The sequence below is a fragment of the Amycolatopsis sp. NPDC054798 genome, assembly GCF_053611505.1.
In genome coordinates, this window is sequence record NZ_JBSHAM010000060.1 from 18,522 (window position 1) to 37,194 (window position 18,673).

At 67.7% G+C, this 18,673-nt stretch carries 15 protein-coding genes; 7 read left to right on the forward strand and 8 right to left on the reverse strand.

All coding sequences use genetic code 11. The features are described 5' to 3' along the window. Window positions 1–132 precede the first annotated feature (132 nt). The 5 genes from hutI to hutH are packed head-to-tail and all read right to left on the reverse strand — an operon-like array spanning window position 133 to window position 6,950. On the reverse strand, window positions 133–1,278 hold the full coding sequence (gene hutI, locus ACWGIC_RS30535; RefSeq protein WP_452079369.1) for an imidazolonepropionase: 1,146 nt from the start codon (window positions 1,276–1,278) through the stop codon (window positions 133–135). Then, the gene (locus ACWGIC_RS30540; RefSeq protein ID WP_452079370.1) at window positions 1,266–2,570 is read right to left on the reverse strand and encodes a formimidoylglutamate deiminase; all 1,305 of its coding nucleotides are present in this window, start codon (window positions 2,568–2,570) and stop codon (window positions 1,266–1,268) included. Before ACWGIC_RS30540 ends, hutI begins: the two co-directional genes overlap by 13 nt. Then, entirely contained in the window at window positions 2,567–3,763 is a 1,197-nt protein-coding gene (locus ACWGIC_RS30545) for an allantoate amidohydrolase (RefSeq protein ID WP_452079371.1), read from the reverse strand. The genes ACWGIC_RS30540 and ACWGIC_RS30545 overlap by 4 nt, the downstream gene beginning before the upstream one ends. Then, window positions 3,760–5,421, reverse strand: coding sequence for a urocanate hydratase (gene hutU, locus ACWGIC_RS30550; protein ID WP_452079372.1), 1,662 nt, complete (start codon window positions 5,419–5,421; stop codon window positions 3,760–3,762). Before hutU ends, ACWGIC_RS30545 begins: the two co-directional genes overlap by 4 nt. A 2-nt stretch (window positions 5,422–5,423) precedes the next feature. Beyond that, on the reverse strand, window positions 5,424–6,950 hold the full coding sequence (gene hutH / locus ACWGIC_RS30555) for a histidine ammonia-lyase (RefSeq protein WP_452079373.1): 1,527 nt from the start codon (window positions 6,948–6,950) through the stop codon (window positions 5,424–5,426). 170 nt (window positions 6,951–7,120) lie between these two features. Between hutH and ACWGIC_RS30560 the strand changes: the two genes are divergently transcribed. The 3 genes from ACWGIC_RS30560 (at window position 7,121) to ACWGIC_RS30570 (ending at window position 9,431) form a co-directional block, all read left to right on the forward strand. After that, window positions 7,121–7,906 carry an IclR family transcriptional regulator gene (locus ACWGIC_RS30560; protein WP_452079374.1) on the forward strand — a complete coding sequence of 262 codons (786 nt, stop codon included), beginning with the start codon at window positions 7,121–7,123 and terminating at the stop codon, window positions 7,904–7,906. Window positions 7,907–8,265: 359 nt separating this feature from the next. Next, window positions 8,266–8,481, forward strand: a complete 216-nt coding sequence (locus tag ACWGIC_RS30565) for a hypothetical protein (protein WP_452079375.1) — start codon at window positions 8,266–8,268, stop codon at window positions 8,479–8,481. Then, window positions 8,478–9,431, forward strand: a complete 954-nt coding sequence (locus ACWGIC_RS30570; protein WP_452079376.1) for a hypothetical protein — start codon at window positions 8,478–8,480, stop codon at window positions 9,429–9,431. The genes ACWGIC_RS30565 and ACWGIC_RS30570 overlap by 4 nt, the downstream gene beginning before the upstream one ends. A 211-nt stretch (window positions 9,432–9,642) precedes the next feature. Here the strand turns inward: ACWGIC_RS30570 and ACWGIC_RS30575 are convergent, their stop codons facing one another. After that, entirely contained in the window at window positions 9,643–10,626 is a 984-nt protein-coding gene (locus ACWGIC_RS30575) for a zinc-dependent alcohol dehydrogenase (RefSeq protein ID WP_452079377.1), read from the reverse strand. Between the two features lie 44 nt (window positions 10,627–10,670). Here ACWGIC_RS30575 and ACWGIC_RS30580 point away from each other — a divergent pair, with 44 nt between their 5' ends. The 4 genes from ACWGIC_RS30580 to ACWGIC_RS30595 all read left to right on the forward strand — a co-directional run bounded on the left by ACWGIC_RS30580 (window position 10,671) and on the right by ACWGIC_RS30595 (window position 16,715). Next, a complete protein-coding gene (locus tag ACWGIC_RS30580; protein WP_452079378.1) occupies window positions 10,671–13,268 on the forward strand; it encodes a LuxR C-terminal-related transcriptional regulator in 2,598 nt (865 codons plus the stop codon). A gap of 418 nt (window positions 13,269–13,686) precedes the next feature. After that, on the forward strand, window positions 13,687–15,294 hold the full coding sequence (locus tag ACWGIC_RS30585) for a class I adenylate-forming enzyme family protein (RefSeq protein ID WP_452079379.1): 1,608 nt from the start codon (window positions 13,687–13,689) through the stop codon (window positions 15,292–15,294). Then, the gene (locus tag ACWGIC_RS30590; RefSeq protein WP_452079380.1) at window positions 15,291–15,968 is read left to right on the forward strand and encodes a tRNA-dependent cyclodipeptide synthase; all 678 of its coding nucleotides are present in this window, start codon (window positions 15,291–15,293) and stop codon (window positions 15,966–15,968) included. Before ACWGIC_RS30585 ends, ACWGIC_RS30590 begins: the two co-directional genes overlap by 4 nt. A gap of 15 nt (window positions 15,969–15,983) precedes the next feature. Then, window positions 15,984–16,715, forward strand: a complete 732-nt coding sequence (locus ACWGIC_RS30595; protein ID WP_452079381.1) for a class I SAM-dependent methyltransferase — start codon at window positions 15,984–15,986, stop codon at window positions 16,713–16,715. A gap of 100 nt (window positions 16,716–16,815) precedes the next feature. Here the strand turns inward: ACWGIC_RS30595 and ACWGIC_RS30600 are convergent, their stop codons facing one another. Continuing rightward, window positions 16,816–17,613, reverse strand: a complete 798-nt coding sequence (locus tag ACWGIC_RS30600; protein ID WP_452079396.1) for a nucleotidyl transferase AbiEii/AbiGii toxin family protein — start codon at window positions 17,611–17,613, stop codon at window positions 16,816–16,818. Next, window positions 17,582–18,652 carry a type IV toxin-antitoxin system AbiEi family antitoxin gene (locus ACWGIC_RS30605; protein ID WP_452079382.1) on the reverse strand — a complete coding sequence of 357 codons (1,071 nt, stop codon included), beginning with the start codon at window positions 18,650–18,652 and terminating at the stop codon, window positions 17,582–17,584. The genes ACWGIC_RS30600 and ACWGIC_RS30605 overlap by 32 nt, the downstream gene beginning before the upstream one ends. Window positions 18,653–18,673 lie beyond the last annotated feature (21 nt).

An 18,673-nucleotide genomic window follows, 5' to 3' on the forward strand; every position in this document is an offset into this window, starting at 1 on the left:
CGATCGAACGTCAGCAGGTCGCAGGCGCTCGTCGCGAGAGGAGAGCCGCTGGGCGTGGAGGAGGCGCTGCCTGCCCAGTTTTCATCGACAGGAGCGCTCCTCACGAGGAGTTCGCTCAGGTCCCCGTCCAGCTCACCGAATCTGTTCTCCCTTCCGCCACACCGCGTGGGTCAGCGGGACACCGGGCCGATAAGCGAGATGCGTAGTGGACGGAGCGTCGAGTACATGCAAATCCGCCCGAGCACCCGGCCGCAGATATCCGACGTCGTCGCGGCGAAGCGCCCGCGCGCCACCGGCGGTCGCCGACCACACGGCTTCGTCCACGGTCATCCGCATCTGCAGCACGGCCGTCGTCACGCAGAACGCCATCGACGTGGTGTACGAACTGCCCGGGTTCGCGTTGCTGGCCAACGCGACCGTCGCACCAGCGTCGAGCAGCCGGCGCGCCGGAGCGAGCGACTGCCTCGTGGACAAATCGCAGGCAGGCAGCACTGTCGCGACCGTATTGGACGACGCCAGCGCCTCGGCATCGGCATCGCTCAGGTACGTGCAGTGGTCGACGCTCGCCGCGTCCAGCTCCACCGCGAGCCGCACGCCCGGGCCCTCGCCGAGCTGATTGCCGTGCACCCGCAACCCAAGCCCGCGTTCCGCCGCCGCCTTGAGCACCCGCGCCGACTGCGCCTCGTCGAACGCTCCGGTCTCGCAGAACACGTCGGCCCACCGCACGTGCGGCGCGACCGCGTCCAGCATCTCGCCGCAGACCAAGTCCACATAGGACTCCGCGTCCGCGCCCGGCGGCACGAGGTGCGCCCCGAGGAAGGTCACCTCGTCGGCGACCTCGCCGGCGATCCGCGCCGACCGTGCCTCGTCGGCGACGGTAAGGCCGTAGCCGGTCTTCGTCTCCAAGCAGGTGGTGCCCTGCGCAGCCGCCTCCTCGACGTGTCGGCGAAGGTTCGCCGCCAGCTGCTCATCCGAAGCCGCCCGCGTGGCATCGACGGTGACCGCGATTCCGCCTGCCGCGTAAGCCTGTCCGGCCATCCGCGCCTCGAACTCGGCGGTGCGGTCGCCCGCGAACACCAGGTGGGTGTGGCTGTCCACCCACCCCGGCAGCACCGCCCGGCCCTCGACGTCGACGCGCTCGTCGGCGTCCGGAGCCTGTCCGGACGGACCGGCCCACACGACGGTCTCGCCGTCGAGCACCAGTGCGGCGTCGCGGAGCTTGCCCAGCTCCGGGTCGTTCGTGGTGAGTTCGCCGATTCCGGTGATCAGAACTGCCACAGCGCCTCGATCTCCTTGGCCAGTAAGGTTTCCGGTCGTTCGATCAGTACGTGCGCGCCGTCGCGCACCACTTCCCGCCCGGCCACCACCACGGTACGGACGTCCGCGGCCGCGGCGGCGAACAGCACGCCGGACGGCTCGATCCCGGCCGTGCGCACCGTATCCGTCGCCACCGTCACCAAGTCCGCCCCGGCACCGGCCGCGAGGGTGCCGGTCTCCGGCCAGCCAGCGGAGCTGTGCTCCGTCCCGGCGGCCAGCAGTTCCTCGGCGGTGAACCGGCCGCGTTCCTCGCTGGCGAGCCGGTCGTCCAGCTCCAGCGCTCTGGTCTCCTCGAACGCGTCGACCACCGCGTTGCTGTCGCTGCCGATGCTGAGCCGCACGCCCGCGTCAAGCAGGCTTCGCGCCGGTCCGATGCCGTCGCCGAGGTCGCGTTCAGTGGTCGGGCAGAAGCACGCGCCGCTCCGGGATTCGCCCAGCCACTTGACGTCCTGCTCGGTCAGGTGCGTGGCATGCACCGCGGTGAGCCGCTCGCTGAGCACGCCGTAGTCCCACAGCAGCCCGGTCGGAGTCCAGCGGTAGGCGGCCTCGCACTGCTCGTTCTCCGCGCGCTGTTCGGAGAGGTGGATGTGCAACGGCCGGTCCTCCGGCACGGCGTCGGCCACCTTCGGCAGCTCGTACTCCGGCACCGCACGCACCGAGTGGATCGCCCCGCCGACACGGAACAGGTCGTCCTCTTTCAGCAGCGTGACGCGTTCCGCCCAGTTCTCGGCGGAACCGTCCGAGAACCGCTTCTGCACCTCGTCCGGCGGCACGCCGATGCCGCCGGCAAGGTAGCAGGTGTCGAGCAGGGTCATCCGGATCCCGGCGTCCCGCGCGGCCTGCCGCAACGCGTCGCCCATGGCGTTGGGCGACGCGTAGGGCTTGCCGCCCGGCCCGTGGTGCAGATAGTGGAACTCGGCGACGCTCGTGTAGCCCGCCAGCACCATCTCCGCGTACACGCCACGGGCGAGCCGGTAGTACGAATCCGGATCGAGCCGGGCGGCGAGCGAGTACATCCGCTCCCGCCAGGTCCAGAACGTGCCCCGCTCGTGGTGCGTCCGGCCTCGCAGCGCGCGGTGGAACGCGTGCGAATGCCCGTTGGCGAACCCGGGCAGAGTCAGTCCATTAAGGACTATTCCGGCCTTCTCTGCGCCGGTAGCCACCGAGACGATCCGGCCGTCGGCGATTTCGACCCGGACCGCGTCCGCGACCCCTTCGGGCAGCCAGGCCCGTTCACACCAGTAAGTGGTCATCTCGCGAGCCGCTCCAGCACCTCAGCCAGCGCCCTGGCCCCGGCCTCGACGTCGTCTTCCTCGGCGAATTCCTCCGGTGCATGGCTGATCCCGGTCGGATTGCGGACGTACAGCATCCCGGACGGCACGAATCCCGCCAGGATCGCCGCGTCGTGCCCGGCACCGGTGGGCAGCTCGGGCGGAGTGCCCAGCCACTCTCCCAGCGACCGCCGCAGCGACTCGTCGAACACCACGTCGTCGGAGTACGACTCGCGGGTGACCGCCAGCTCGCACCCTTCCGCCTCGGCGGCCGCCCGCGCCTCCCGAGTGATCTCCTCGACCAGCTCCGGCGTGGCAGTGCCCGGCACCCGCGCGTCCACCCATAAGTCCACAGTGGACGCAATTACGTTCGTTCCGCCCGGCGTGGGCACCAGGCGTCCCACCGTCGCCCGCGCGTCCGGCAGCTTCCGCGCCAACCGTCGCACCGCCACCACGGTCTCGGCGGCGGGCACCATCGGGTCCACCCGGTCCGCGAGCAACGTCGCGCCCGCGTGATTTCCCTGTCCGGCGAAGGAGAACCGCCACCGGCCGTGCGCGATCACCGTGTTGCCGACCGCCACCGGCGATCCGAGGTCGATCAGCCCCCTGCCCTGTTCGACATGCAGCTCCAGGAACTGCCCGATCAGCCCGAGCCGGTCCGGATCCGCGCCGACGCGGTCGACATCCAGCCCCGCCTTCGCCGCGGCCTCGGCGAACGTGACCCCGGCCGGATCCCGCAGCGCCCGGGCCCGGTCCGCGTCGATCGTCCCGGTGAGCAGCCGCGAACCGAGACACGGCACGCCGAAGCGCCCGCCCTCCTCCTCGGCGAAGACCACCACCGCGAACGGTTTATTCGGACGGAAACCCTTGGCCTGCAACGCTTCCACCGCAGCCAGCGCACTTACGACGCCGAGCGGGCCGTCGAACGCGCCGCCGCCCGGCACCGAGTCCAGGTGGCTGCCGGTGACGACCGCGTTCGCGCCGGGAGCGCCCCACCACGCCCACAGGTTGCCGTTGCGGTCGGTCTCGACGTCGAGGCTCAGCTGCTGCGCCCGTTCGACGAACCACGTGCGCAGGTCGTGTTCCGGCGAATCGAACGCGTGCCGCGAGTAGCCGCCGCGCCGGGCGTCGCGTCCGACGTCGGCGATCTCGCCGAGCAGCCCGGATGCGGTCACGCCTGCTCCCGCATCGGAATCCGCACGCCGCGCTCGTCGGCGACCTCGGCCGCGCGGTCGTACCCGGCGTCGACGTGCCGGATGACGCCCATGCCCGGGTCGTTCGTGAGCACCCGCTCCAGCTTCTGCGCCGCCAGCGGCGTGCCGTCCGCGACGCTCACCTGCCCGGCGTGGATGGACCGGCCCATGCCGACCCCGCCGCCGTGGTGGATGGACACCCAGCTCGCGCCGGAGGAGGTGTTGACCAGCGCGTTGAGCAGCGGCCAGTCGGCGATCGCGTCGGAGCCGTCGGCCATGCCCTCGGTCTCGCGGTACGGCGAGGCGACACTGCCCGAGTCGAGGTGGTCGCGACCGATCACGACCGGGGCCTTCAGCTCGCCGCTGGCCACCATCTCGTTGAAGCGCAGGCCGGCCAGGTGCCGTTCGCCGTAGCCGAGCCAGCAGATCCGGGCGGGCAGACCCTGGAACGCGACCCGCTCGCCGGCCATCTTGATCCAGCGGGCCAGCGATTCGTTCTCCGGGAACAGTTCGAGCATCGCCCGGTCGGTCGCGGCGATGTCCTCCGGGTCGCCGGAAAGCGCGGCCCAGCGGAACGGCCCGTTGCCCTCGCAGAACAGCGGCCGGATGTAGGCGGGCACGAAACCGGGGAAGTCGAACGCGCGCTCGCAGCCGCCGAGTTTCGCCTCGCCGCGCAGGGAGTTGCCGTAGTCGAATACCTCGGCACCGCGGTCGAGGAATCCGAGCATCGCGTCGACGTGGTCCGCCATCGACTCGCGCGCCCGGTCGGTGAACTCGTCCGGCTTCTTCGCCGCGTAGTCCTGCCAGTCGTCCACGCTGATGCCCTTGGGCAGGTAGGACAGCGGGTCGTGCGCCGAGGTCTGGTCGGTGACGATGTCCACCTCGACCTCGCGGCGCAGCAGCTCCGGCAGCACCTCGGCGGCGTTGCCGACGACGCCTACCGACAGCGGCCGCCGTTCCTTCTTCGCCGCGGTGACCCGGCGGATCGCGTCGTCCAGGTCGTCCGCCACCTCGTCGAGATAGCGGTGCTCGACCCGGCGGTGCGCGCGCTGGGCGTCGACCTCGATGCACAACGCCACACCGTCGTTCATCGTGACCGCCAGCGGCTGCGCGCCGCCCATGCCGCCGAGCCCGGCGGTGACGGTGAGGGTGCCGCGCAGCGTTCCGCCGAACCGCTTCTTCGCCACCGCGGCGAACGTTTCGTAGGTGCCCTGCAGAATGCCTTGCGTGCCAATGTAAATCCACGAGCCCGCGGTCATCTGGCCGTACATGGTCAGGCCCTGCTGCTCCAGCCGGCGGAACTCCGGCCAGGTCGCCCAGTCGCCCACCAGGTTCGAGTTCGCGATCAGCACCCGCGGAGCCCACTCGTGCGTGCGGAACACGCCGACCGGCTTGCCGGACTGGACCAGCAGCGTTTCGTCCTGCTCCAGCGCGGTCAGCTCGCGGGTGATCGCGTCGAAGCTCGCCCAGTTGCGCGCGGCGCGGCCGGTGCCGCCGTAGACCACCAGGTCCTCGGGCCGCTCGGCGACCTCGGGGTCGAGGTTGTTGTGGAACATCCGCAGCGCGGCCTCGGTCTGCCAGTTCTTCGCGGTGAGCGAGGTCCCCCGGGCGGCGCGGACGGTACGGGCGGTGCTTGTCATGCTCAGGCCTCCAGTTCGGCCGCGGCCAGGACAGCGCCCGACCGCACGAGTTCTTCGGCGGCCGCGATCTCGGGCGCCAGGTGACGATCGGGGCCGGGACCCTCGACCTTGGTGCGCAACAGGTCCCGGACGCGTCCGGTGACCGGCGAGGGTTGCAGCGGCGCGCGGAAATCGAGCGCGCGGGCCGCGGTGAGCAGTTCGACAGCGAGCACGGTGGTCAGGCCGTCGACCGCCTTGCGCAGCTTGCGCGCGGCGGACCAGCCCATGGACACGTGGTCTTCCTGCATCGCGCTGCTCGGGATCGAGTCCACCGAGGCGGGGACCGCGAGCCGCTTCAGCTCACTGACCACCGCGGCCTGGGTGTACTGCGCGATCATGTGCCCGGAGTCGACGCCGGGGTCGTGCGCGAGGAACGGCGGCAGCCCGTGCGACCGCGCCTGGTCGAGCATCCGGTCGGTGCGGCGTTCGGCGATGCTCGCCACGTCCGCCACCGGGACCGCGAGGAAGTCGAGCACGTACGCGACCGGCGCCCCGTGGAAGTTGCCGTTCGACTCCACCCGGCCGTCGGCCAGCACCACCGGATTGTCCACAGCGGACTGAAGCTCCCGGTCCGCGACCAGTTCCGCGTGCGTCAGCGTGTCCCGCGCGGCACCGTGCACCTGAGGCGCGCACCGCAGCGAGTACGCGTCCTGCACACGGTTGCAATCCGGACCGCGGTGGCTTTCCACGATCTTCGACCCCTGCAGCGCCGCGAACATCCGCGCCGCGCTGGTCGCCTGTCCCGGGTGCGGCCGGAGCGCCTGCAGGTCCGCCGCGAACGCGCGGTCAGTGCCCAGCAGCGCCTCGACGCTCATCGCCGCGGTGATGTCCGCGACGTCCAGCAGCCGGTGCAGGTCAGCGGCGGCGAGCAGCAGCATGCCGAGCATGCCGTCGGTACCGTTGGTGAGCGCGAGGCCCTCCTTTTCGGCCAGCACGACCGGCGTGATCCCCGCCGCCCGCAAAGCGTCCGCGGCGGGCTTTCGCTCACCCGCGTGGAACACCTCGCCCTCGCCCATCAACGCCAGCGCGACCGCGGCCAGCGGCGCGAGGTCACCGGAGCAGCCGAGCGAGCCGTACTCGTGCACGACCGGCGTGATGTCCGCGTTGAGCAGCGCCGCAAGCGTTTGCGCCGTCTGCGGCCGGACGCCGGTGTAGCCACTGGCCAGCGTGCGCAGGCGCAGCAGCATCAAGGCGCGCACCACCTCCGGCTCCACCGCGGGCCCGGCGCCCGCGGCGTGCGAGCGGATCAGGCTGCGCTGCAGCGCGGTGCGGCTCTCGACGGGGATGTGGCGCGTGGCGAGCGCGCCGAACCCGGTCGAGACCCCGTAGGTCGGCGTCGTGGCGTCGGCGAGGTCTTCGATGTGCTGGCGAGTGGCGGCGAGGTTCTTCTCGACCGACTCGGCGAGCCCGACGTGCGCGTGCCCGCGGACGATGTCGACGACCTGCGCCGCGGTCATCGGGTTCGAGCTCAGGAGGACTGGTTCCGGCATGCCGCCATTGCACCTTCCGGCGAGCCGGAGCGACAGTGCGGAGTTCGCGGTAGTGTCTGGCATCCAAGACAATACGTGGCGAGAGCCTCGACCGCCGGTGCGAAGGGACCCCTCATACTCCGTTCGGGCGGCCCGAGGGGTCCCCTCGCACCCTTCGAGAGGACGTGACCGTGAGCAGTTCCGACGTTCCCGCCCTGCGCAACGGCCTCTCGGTGCTGCGCCTGCTCGCCGGGCACGCCGGACCGGTCTCGGCCGCGGCCATCGCCCGCGACCTGGAACTGCCCCGGTCGACGACGTATCACCTGCTCAACGAGCTGACCGCGGCCGGTTTCGTCACCCACCTGCCCGCCGAACGCCGCTACGGCCTCGGCATCGCCGCCTTCGAACTCGGCTCGGCCTACCTGCGCCACGACCCGCTGGAGCGGCTTGCCGGACCGCTGCTGCGCAAACTGGTCGACCGCATCGGCCACACCGCGCACCTCGGCGTCCTGCACGGCAACGAATCGCTGTACCTGATCAAGGAACGCCCAGCGCGCCCGGAAACGCTGGTCACCGACGTCGGCGTACGCCTGCCCGCGCACCTGACCGCCTCCGGCCGCGCGATGCTGCAACACCTGCCAGCCGCACACGTCCGCGCCCTGTTCCCGGCCGCCGCGTCGTTCGTCCTGCGCACTCCGCGCGGGCCTAATTCGCTGGCCGCCCTACGCCGCATCTTGGCCGCCGAGCGCCGCCTGGGCTGGTCGGTGGAAGATGGCCACGTGACAGCCGGCTTCGCATCTGTCGCGGCTCCGGTGTTCGACCACGGCTCCCGCCCGATGGCCGCGATCAGCGTGACCCTCCGGCATCTCTGCCCAGAGGACGGTCCCTGCGAAGAGACGTTCCCCGACCTAGCCGAAGCCGTCGCCGCGACAGCAGCCACGCTCACCACGCACATCGGCGGCAACCGGCCGGCGTGAGATCAGGGTTCGAGAACCACCTTGATCGCCCCGGCCGCACGGTCGCGCGCGACGCGAAACGCCCGAGGACATCAGCTGTCACGATGACTAAAGGCACAGCCCATGGGCGCAAGCCATTGATCAAGTCGCAGACTGGCGTTACGAAACAAAAAGTTTTCTGGTTTCAGCCATCGAACCACCCCTGATCAGCAAAAACTCCCCATCGAACCCTCCCCGTGGGGCAAAGAATCCATCTGCTAGAGTCAGTTCCGCAGGGCACTTCTGTGTCCGCAAGCCCATCAGCAACCGCTGGTCGGGCTTTTTTGTTTTTCAGGGCCTTCGCGTTTCACTGCGGAGGCCCGTTTTCATGAGGAGACCCGATGCACTCGATCACCAACACCACCGCAGTCTTCGCCGCCATGGCGATGTGCACGTGGTGTGCCAGCGTCGCAGTCGCGATGCGTACCATCCGAACCATCGCCACCACCGCGATCAACCGGGCAAACCCCTGCGACCTCGCAGCCGTACTTGGTGCACTGCCTGAGATGGCGAGCGGAATCAGCCGCATCCGGGTCATCGCAAGAGGGCTCGCATGAGCCAGTCCGACCCGACAGCCAAAGCCGCTATCCACTCGAGCGACAACGACCCACTTGGCTCCGCGCTCGCCCAAATGAAGGCTTATGTCGCAGACTTTGTTGTCCTGCGCGATGCCTTTGAGGTTCCCGTCACGATTCTAGTCCGCCTATTCAAGGCACGCGTCGCTCGAGTACTTCCAGACTACGATTACCTGGGCCGCATGCATGGCATCCTCCGCTCAGGACGAAGACAGCTCCGCCAGTTACTCCAAGAAAACGGAATTTCCAATGAAGAACTGGACTGGCACAGCTCTCCAGCGGTGCGCAAAATCGGCTCACGCCACGGCGTTGACGGTGTTCTCATTTGCCAGCACTGCCGCCAGCCAAAGATCCCTGTTTTAGGGAAACCAACCGGCAGACCACGCGAATACTGCTCGTCTTCCTGCAGGCAGGCCGCCTACCGAGAGCGTCGAGCAAACCCGGCGACAGTCACAGCAAGACTCAACGACCCAAAACATGGCATGGCACCATGCTTTGCCGGAATAGAAAGACGGATTCCCATCGAAGTCCGCTTCGGACTCATAGAGCTGACCAGAAGCAAAACAATCCGCATGGAACAGATCCTGCTTAATGACGTCGCCGCCAGTCTGGAAGCCGAGCGCTACATAGCGCGTCGCTGGCATAATACAAGCCCCTTGCTCCGCGCCGCGCGTGCCGGTTTGGCTTATACAGAAAGATGTGGAGCCGACCTGCGTGAGATATTTCTGCACGGCAGGGACATCCGAGAACAGATGACCCCATACTCCGTCTGCTTCGACGGTCGCTACCTGCGCGCAATGCCACGGATCTTCACCGAATTCGGCTGCACAGAGTGGATCGAGATACCCCGACCGTCGCTCACCGGAAGATTGGTGGCTCTAAAGATCAATCTCTTGAACCGTGACCGCCTAGCAAGCTTCCGCTGGAAGTAGCAACACCACCTACCCTGCGCAACCTAACGCGGCGTTCAGGGCGAGGCTCCGAGCGAGGAGCAGAGGTACGGCCCACAAAACACAACCGGCTCGCGCTCTTCACGAGCGCGAGCCGGCCATGTAGTGGAAGCCGCTGGGAATTACGCACTGGTCCTCTAGCGCCTCGCCATGGCCTCACCACGCACATCGGCGGCAACCGGCCGGCGTGAGATCAGGGTTCGAGAACCACCTTGATCGCCCCCGCCGCACGGTCGCCCGCGACACGGAACGCCTCGTGCGCGTCCGCGAGCGGATACCGATGGGTGATGATCGTCCGCGCGAGTTCGGGATTCCCGGCCAGCATGCCCGCGACCTCCTCGACCTCCCGGACCCCGTCGTGACGGCCGTAAGCGATGCTGCTGACGTAGGTCAACTCCTTGACCTGGCTCACCGCACTGCCCGGCACCGGCATCCGGTCCAGATAGACGCCCAGCGGAACGATCCGCCCGCCCGGCCGGGCGGCTTCCGCGGCCCGATCGAGGCTGGTCGCGCTCCCCGCCGCGTCGATCACCACGTCGTACGAGCCGCTCGGCCGGGCGAACCCCAGTCGTTCGGCGGCCTCCAGCTGCGCCGGGTGCCGGGCTTCCAGATCGGCTTCGAACCCTTGGCTGCGCGCGGCCGCGGCAGCCAGCAACCCGATCGAACCGCCGCCGACCACGAGAATCCGTTCGCCCTCGCGAGGCTGCGCGCGCCGGACCGCGTGCCAGGCCACCGAGCCGGGCTCGATCAGGCACGCGTCCCGGACGGACAGCTCCGGCGGCAACGCCAGCAAGGTGTACTCGGGCACGACGATCTGCTCAGTCATCCCGCCGTCGCTGAACACCCCGAGGTTGCCGTGGCCTTCTTCAGTGCACCGCTGCGGATGGCCGGCGCGGCACTCGTCGCAAGCTCCGCCGTAGACGGTCGGCTCGACGAAGTAGGCCTGCCCGGTGTCGTCCACTCCGGCGAACTCGTGGCCGTAGACGAAGCCCATCACGCCAGCACTGGCGAACAGCACATCCGTCCCGCAGATCCCCGCGGAGGCGACGGAAATCCGCACCCCCGGCTCGTCCGGTTCGTCGACCTGGACGACGCGGATTCCTTCGTCGGTGTTCACGACTGCCTGCACGTACTTCTCCCCTTGTCCGATCGGTTCCTCCTCAGCCTGTGGGAGCACGAGGTGAGCGGCCCTCACCCCATCGGGGTGATTTGATCGACGCCATGAAAGTCGTGCGGCGGCCGGCGCTGTTCGAACGGCTCACCGCGGCAGCGCGCGTGACGGTGGTGTCCGCGCCCGCGGGCAGCGGGAAAAGCATGCTGGTCCGGTCGTGGATCGAGGACGCGAACCTGACCGAGCGCGCGGCCTGGGTCGGCTCCCGCGAGAAGTTCTGGCCAGCGGTGCTCGACGCGCTCCGGGGCACCGGTCCGGGCGCGCCGCTGGTGCGAGCGCTCACCCCAGCTCCGGATCTCGACGCCCTCGCGATGGTGGAACGGCTGCTCGCGGACGTCGCACCGCTGACGGTACGGCTCTGGCTGGTAATCGACGACGTGCACGAGTTGAGTACCGCCGAGACCCGGCAGCTCGAACTCCTCACCCTGCGCGCCCCAGCGCGATTGCGGCTCGTCCTGGTCACGCGGCACGAGATCCGGGGCCTGCACCGCGTGCGGCTGGACGGCGAGCTGACCGAAATCCGCGCGTCCGATCTCCGGTTCACCCTCGACGATGCGAGGCAACTGCTTGATCTAGCCGGGGTGACAGTGTCTGAGGACGCGCTAGCGTCGCTGCTGGACCGCACCGAGGGCTGGGTCGCCGGGTTGCGGCTAGCGGCCCTTTCCCTTGCCGGGCACCCCGATCCGGAACGGTTCGTCGCCCAATTCTCCGGCAGCGAGCGGACGGTAGCCGAGTACCTGCTGGCGGAAGTGCTGGAGCAGCAGACCGGCGAAGTGCGGGAACTGCTGCTGCGCACTTCGATCCTCGAGCACGTCAACGGCGAACTGGCCGACTTGCTCACCGGCGGAGCCGGAGGAGAGCGGATCCTCCAGGATCTGGAGCGGGCGAACGCTTTCGTGCACTCCCTCGACACCGGCCGGACGTGGTTCCGCTACCACCGGTTGTTCGCCGGTCTCCTGCGCCTGGAACTGCGTCGCACCGCGACAGAGGAAACCGCGTTGCACCGGACCGCCGCCGGATGGCTCGCCCGCAACGGCCGCGTAACCGAGGCGATCCGGCACGCCCAAGCCGCGCGGGATTGGCCGCTCGCCACGCGGCTGCTCGCCGACCACTGGCCGGTCCTGCAGCTCGACGGCCGATCCGCCACCGCACACGATCTGCTCACCGGGTTTCCCGCAGAAATTGTTGCGACACAAGCGGAACTCGCGACTCTCCGCGCCGCGGACGAACTGGCGCACGGCTCGGTCGAGGCGGCACAGCAGTATCTGGACCAGGCAGAGCGGAATGCGGTAGCCGAAGAGCGTCGCGAACAGGCGGCATTCGTACGCGACCTCGTCCGGCTGATGCTGGCTCGTCGGCTCGGAGATCTGTCCGCAGTGACCGGTTTGGCCCAGCGGCTGCCCACGCTGAACGAAGACCTGCGTGCGCTAGCGCTGATCAGCCTCGACAGCCCGGAATACTGGACAGCGAACTTCGCCGACGCACGACGTCACCTGGAACGCGGCCGCACCCGCGCACAACGGCCGTACCTGGAGTTCAGCAGCCTCGCCTATCAGGCGGCGAACGAGTTCTTCCTGTCCTTCGGCCAGGCGACCGACCACGGTGGACAAGCCGTCGCGCTGGCCGAACGGCACGGCTGGACCGACGAACCGGCCGCCGGGGTCGCGTACATGACACTCGGCGCGGTCCATGCCTGGCAAGGACTTCTCGACGAATCGCAGCAATGGGTCCACCGTGCCGAACGGACGATCCGCCCCGAAGCCCAGCCGCTGGCCGGAATGGGGATCGCGCACGTCCGCGCGACACTGGCGATGGCACGCGGCCGAAACGCCGAAGCGGTGGCCGCTTTCAGCGTCGCCGACCGGCTCGCCCGGCTGCTCACCGCGCCGAACCCGATGACGCTCGCCATGCGCGGTTTCCAACTGCAGGCCCTGGTCCGGCTCGGCGAAACCGAGCACGTCGAACGGGTCATCGCCAGCTTCGACCACCGCTATCGCGACCACGGCGAGGTGCGGATCGTGCGGGCGATGCTGCACCTCGCCGACGGCGATCCGCTCGCCGCGTCGGCCGCGCTCGCCACGGTGCTGGACCTGTCCGCACCAGTGCTGTGGCCCACCTGGCGAACCCAGGCGTACCTGCTGGAAGCCGTCGCCAGGGACGCGCTCGGACACCGCAGTACCGCCGGGCACGCCCTCGAACGCGCACTCGACCTGGCCGAACCGGACGGTGCGCTGGTCTGGTTCCTGTTGCATCCGACGCCGGACCTGCTGGCCCGCCACGCCGCGCACCGCACCCGGCACGCCGGGCTCATCGCCAGCATCCGCGGCCTCCTGGCCGGCCGGGCTCCCTCGGCGCCTCATCTCGCACCGCCGCTGGATCCGTTGAGTGAAGCCGAAATCCGCGTGCTGCGCTACCTGCCGACCAATCTGTCGATCCCGGAAATCGCCGACGCGCTCACCGTCTCGCGGAACACGGTCAAGACGCACGTCCGGAATCTCTACCGGAAACTCGGCGCGCACCGCCGAGCCGAAGCGGTCGAACGAGCCCGCTCGACCGGGCTGCTCGCGCCCTCGCTGATCGAAACCCACCTCCCGGCAATTCCCCCAGAAACAAAACACTCGCCCCAGAACGTCCGCAGCATACCTTAACCGAAGCGTTCAACTGCGGATACATTCCAGCCTCGACAAAACCGACACAACGACGCTCTCGGGCCATGCGCGATGTCCCCCACTTGTCGCAGTCCCCGCATTGATCACTACCAACGGACCATTGACAGTCACTATCCGCCCAGGTATAGCTCTAATGGGGCACAAAGCGAAACTCAAAACATCAGGGGGCTTGAGTGGATTCGCTTCCATACGTTTCTGCTTGTTTGCTTACCGGCTACCGGTAGGCCATCTTCACTGATCCGGGCATCGCGGGGGCGGTGCCCGGATCAGCGTTGCTCTGCCATCTGAACATTCCCGCCAGCGATTCGAGCGCCATTCGACTCGCTGCGCTTCCCCTTGCCCGAATTCGGGCCCGGCCTCGCGCTGCCGCATTCCACCGCATAGGAGCACCTCACCGATGAAACCGAACTGGGCCTTCAGCCTGGGCGAACTGTTCGATCACCGAAGCAGTTCGGGCAAGCCCATGACGTTCCACCTGTCCCGGCCGCTCGACATCGACCGGGAGAACCGGTCGACGCTCGACCTTCCCGCGCTGGCGTCCTTGGTCCGGGATACCGCGGGGGTGCTGAGTAAAGCCGGCGTGAAACCCGGCGACCGGGTGGTCGTATACAAAGCCAATCATTTCGACTGCATTCTGCTGGCCGCCGCGATCGCCCGGATCGGCGGGGTCGCCGTGATGCTGTCCGGCCTGCTGGGAAAGGAAGCCGTACAAAGCCTGATCCGCCGCGCGGAAGCCTCGGCGATCGTCACCGACGCCGAACGCATCGAACGCGCGGAAATCTCGCCCGCGGCGTTCCCCGCTCTCGAAGGAAAGATCTTCAGCGTCGACGGGGACTCGCCGCACGCACAGACCTACGCCGATCTCAAAGCAGAGCCGCACCTGCACGCCGTCCCCCGCCGGGACGACGAACTCCTGATGCTCACCCACACCTCAGGCACGACCGGCATCCCCAAGCTGATCATCTTCCCGCCGGCCACCATCCAGAAACAAATGGCACGGCTGGAATGCCGCCATTTCCCGCCCTTGACGTTCCGCCGCAACGACGTGGTCGCGATGTTCACGCCCTACGTGCACGCCCGCGCCTTCACCTGGATCTATTCGGTGCTGACCCTCTCCCCCGCCACTGTGCTGGCGATGGACGACAGCTCCCCCGAGACAGTCGACCGGATATTCCGCAAATACCGGCCGACCTTCATGGAAGCCCTGCCCATCGACTATTCGGCGATGGCCCCGCTGATCCGCACCGGCGCGGACAACCCGTTCTCCCGCATCCGCCTGTTCGCCGGCAATTTCGACGCGATCCGCTGGCCGGTCATTCGCCGCTTCCTGAACGCGTCCCGGCACCCGTTCCCGCTCTGGCGCGACGGTTACGGCCAGTCGGAAACCGGCGGCATGGGCATGACCGTGATCTCGCGCCGCTCCGCCAACCGCGCACGCGACCACAAACCCGGCCCGCGCGTCGTAGGCCGCCCCATGCCCGGTTTCGTCACCCTCAAGATCGTCGACCCGGCAACCTTCGAACCAGTCGAACGCGGCCGCCCCGGCCTGGTCCTGGCCAAAACCAAGGCCCGCTGCGCCGGCTACTACGGCGAACCCGAGCGCTGGAAAGAGAAACTGGTCGGCGACTGGTGGAACACCGGCGACATCGGCATCCTCACCCCGACCGGAGCGTTGAAGATCGTGGACCGCGAGGTCAACGTCTCCTCCGGCATCGGCTACCTGGAATTCGAAGACACCCTGGTAGACCGCCTGCCAGAAGGCTCCGACGTAGCCATCCTCCCGCGCGAAAACGCCCTGCCCCTCCCCGTCGTCGCCACCCGGGACGGCCGCTTGGACGAAACCGACTGGTCCGTAGCCCGCACCGGCCTCCCCGCTTTGGCCGACCCAGTGGTCATCAAGACGACGGACATGCCAAGGACCGCAACCGGAAAAATCGTCCGGGAAGAACTGCGCCGCACCCATCTGGACACCGTGGCCACCCCCGGCACCGGACGCTGGACATGATCAGCAACGGCTTCAGCGTGGAACCTTTGACCACGTCGTGCAGCGAAGTCTGGGAATCCCGCCGCCACGCCGTCTTCGGCGTGAGCCCCGGCAACAGCTACTTCAACGTAGAGCGGATTCGCTTGACGCTGGACTGGCTGCAAACAGAATTCAAGCAAATCGACGTCATCATTCCCGACAGCGCCCTGCAACACACCTACACCGCCTTGGGCTACGACGAAACCAAGGCCGCGAAGAAGGCCCGGTCGGAAACCAACGTCCTGCGCAACCGAGTAATCCGAGCCTGGGACGACCTGGGCGGCCCCAGAGCAACCGACGGCCTGCACCGGATGTCCGAACTCTCGGAAAACCCGACCTACACCGAGACTCTGGCACACTGCGCCCACCTCACGGCCACCGACCCAGCCCTGTCGACCGCGAGCACAGAAATGACCAAAGAAGTACTGGCCGCCAAAGGCTTAGCGAACACCCCCACCCCCGCACAAATCGCCGAAGCGAAAAACTACCTCATCGCCGAACTGCCTTTCTTCGTCTCTTCGTGCAGAATCTTCGAAGTAGACGCCTCCCTGAACTTCTACCACCAGCCCCTCCCGCTGGCGAACGTAATCTTCTCTGACACCTCGGCCCTGAAACCAGACCCCGGCCAGGGTTACGCCACAATCCGCCCCGCCTGACCACGGAGACCCCTCATGACCGACCAGTACGATCAAGTAGCCACCACTTTCGCCGACGTGGAAGCGGTAATCAGCTTCGTCCGGGAAAACCTGGAATGGCCGTCCTTCAAAGAACTCCTAGGCGACCTGCACGGCCTGCGAGTCCTGGACGTCGGCTGCGGCGAAGGCAGCTTTACCCGCCGCATCAAACAACTGGGCGCCGCACAAGTGGTAGGCACCGACCTGTCCCCCGGCATGATCGCCCTGGCACAGCAAGCTGAAGGGCGGGACCCGCAAGGCATCGCCTACCAAGTCCAAGACCTGGCAGCAATGCCGCTCCAAGGCGAGTTCGACGTGGTAACGGCCATCCATGTCCTGCACTACGCGGACTCCCGGGAAACCATGCAGACCATGGCGAACACCATGCACGCCAACCTAAAACCCGGCGGCAAGCTGGTCATCCTGAGCGCGAACGCCGACTCCAGCGAAGAATCCGAATCCGCGGCCGGCTTCCGCACCTACCGCCCGGCCGACCCGAAGGAAGGCGACAAGTTCAAGGTCGCTGTCCTGACCAACCCGCCCACGGAGATCGAAGTACACCACTGGCCCACGGCGACAATCGTGGATGTCCTGCAAACCGCAGGCTTCGCCAACATCGACTGGTCCCCGGTGAAACCCTCCGCGACGGTCGCGCCAGCGGATCAGGAGCGGGCCGCTCGCTGCGCGAAGAATCCGACGAGCTTGACGCTTACCGCGACAAAGCCGTAGCCCCTCCACTCCAACTTCGGGGTGAGCGAAGAACCTGCCTTCGACCAGGTGCCCGGCGACCCAGCTTCTCCGGGCACCTGGCCTCAGGTGCGAATTTCCACTAGAGACACGTCTCCCGGATGCCTGCAGCCAGTGACGAAACAAGTTCTGGCCCTCGGGTGAGGCGAACATCGCCGGTTAGGCGAGCCAGTACATCTTCGTCGTCGACGATGCCGCGCAGCACCGCGACGCCCTCGGCATCGAGAAGACCGGACATGTGCGAACCCAAGAGCCAGGCTCCTGCGAGTGCGGGGTCGAAATCGTGCCGTTCAAGGACTTCGAGTTCGTCATCGTAAAGCCGTTCCCAATACGGCCCTGACGAGTAGCAGTCGATCATCGTCCCGAGGTCGACGGCGTCGCGCGTAGTCACCGAGCGCCGGTCCCACCAGGTCAGGAGCTTAAGCAGAGCCAACGCGGGCACCGCGGGAACCTTGACAACAAGTCCGCCGGGCAAGATCACCTGCTCAGCCGACGCCACAGCTTCGCTCAGCCCGCGAACGTTCATCCGGTGGTCGTCGGGCCAAAGAATGGTCCGGCCTTCCTCCTCGATGCCGCCATAAGGCACCACGTCGACCTCGATGCCCTCTACGAGGAACGAATGCACGCTGTTGCCATGCCGCTGCAACTGGCCTGCGAACCGTGCGAAATCATCCCACGTGCCCATCGCTGCGGCGATGTCGATGTCCCGGGTGGCTCTGTCGGGCGGTTTGCCCGTCAGCCCGACCGACAGAATTGTCCGGGCCGTGGCCCCGACCACGAGGTAGTCGATTTTTACTGCACGAGCGACGACCTCCACCCGGCGCAGCACCTTTGCCGCGAGAAGAAGATCAGGTTCGGTCGATGCGCTTAAGTCGATCATCAGCACTCCGGATCCGGTCGCCGTGTTCGCGCTGGCGCGGGTCCCCGGAAGCCAGCAGGTCTGCGTAGATCAAAGGGGACGGAACGATCCAGGACTTCTGCGACGGCTCCGGCCAAGGTGTCCGCCAGAAGCGGGTTCGGATGTGTACATTGCCGTCTTTTTCCGCTCTTGCCAGGCGATGCCTGCCGATGAGGCGGGTCGGCAGCCGGTCGGCATAAAGCGTGAGCGAAGCTGGCCGCAGATGCGGGTCGATGAGGCTTGCTCCGGCTTCCCCGCCTACTTGAACGTCCAGGGAAAGCAGATCGGTTTCCGAGTTCCGCCACCACGAGAGGTCGGCCGCAGCGAACTCGCCGAGGACCAGCGTGGCGTCCAGGGTGATCGAATACGCCTCGGTCCATCGGTCGAGCAGCTCGGCTCCGCGGGCAAGCCGTCGTTCGTCCCTCCGCTTGTACAGGTAACCGGCACTGGTGAGCTCATCGATGACCGTCTTCACCGTGCCGAGGGACGCACCGCTCAGCTCAGCCAGCCGACGGTAAGGAAAGTCAGCAGTCTCCGGCCAGCTGAGCAGGATGAACAGGACTTGAAGACCGGCCCGGCCAAAGGCGCCCGCGCCTCGCGGTGAAGCTCGCCCGACGCGCGCAGCGGGCTTGGCTCGGCCCCGGATGTCGATCAAGACGTCATCCCAGGAAAGGTAGGCGTTGCCCGCAGTGTCCACGTAGTCGATCCCCCGCGCGCGTAGCCGCTCGGCGACTGATTCACCGAGATACGTGGAGAAGAGCAACGGCGGAAGGTTCGCCGTGAAATGGACCGCCGTGGCCAGTTCTGCGGTCATCCGCCGCTTGAACTCGACCCCATACGTACGAGCGGCACCGGATGCCGTGGTGAGCCTCATGACGGCATCTGTCCGGGAATCACCAGGTTCCGGCGCTCCCGTGCCCAGCAGTTCGACCTGGAAGCCCAACTCCTTCAGCCGGGAGCGCACCTCGGCGGACCAGCCAGGCGCGTTCAGTGAACCATCATGTTCATTCATACTGAACATGCCACTATTTTGAACACGCGG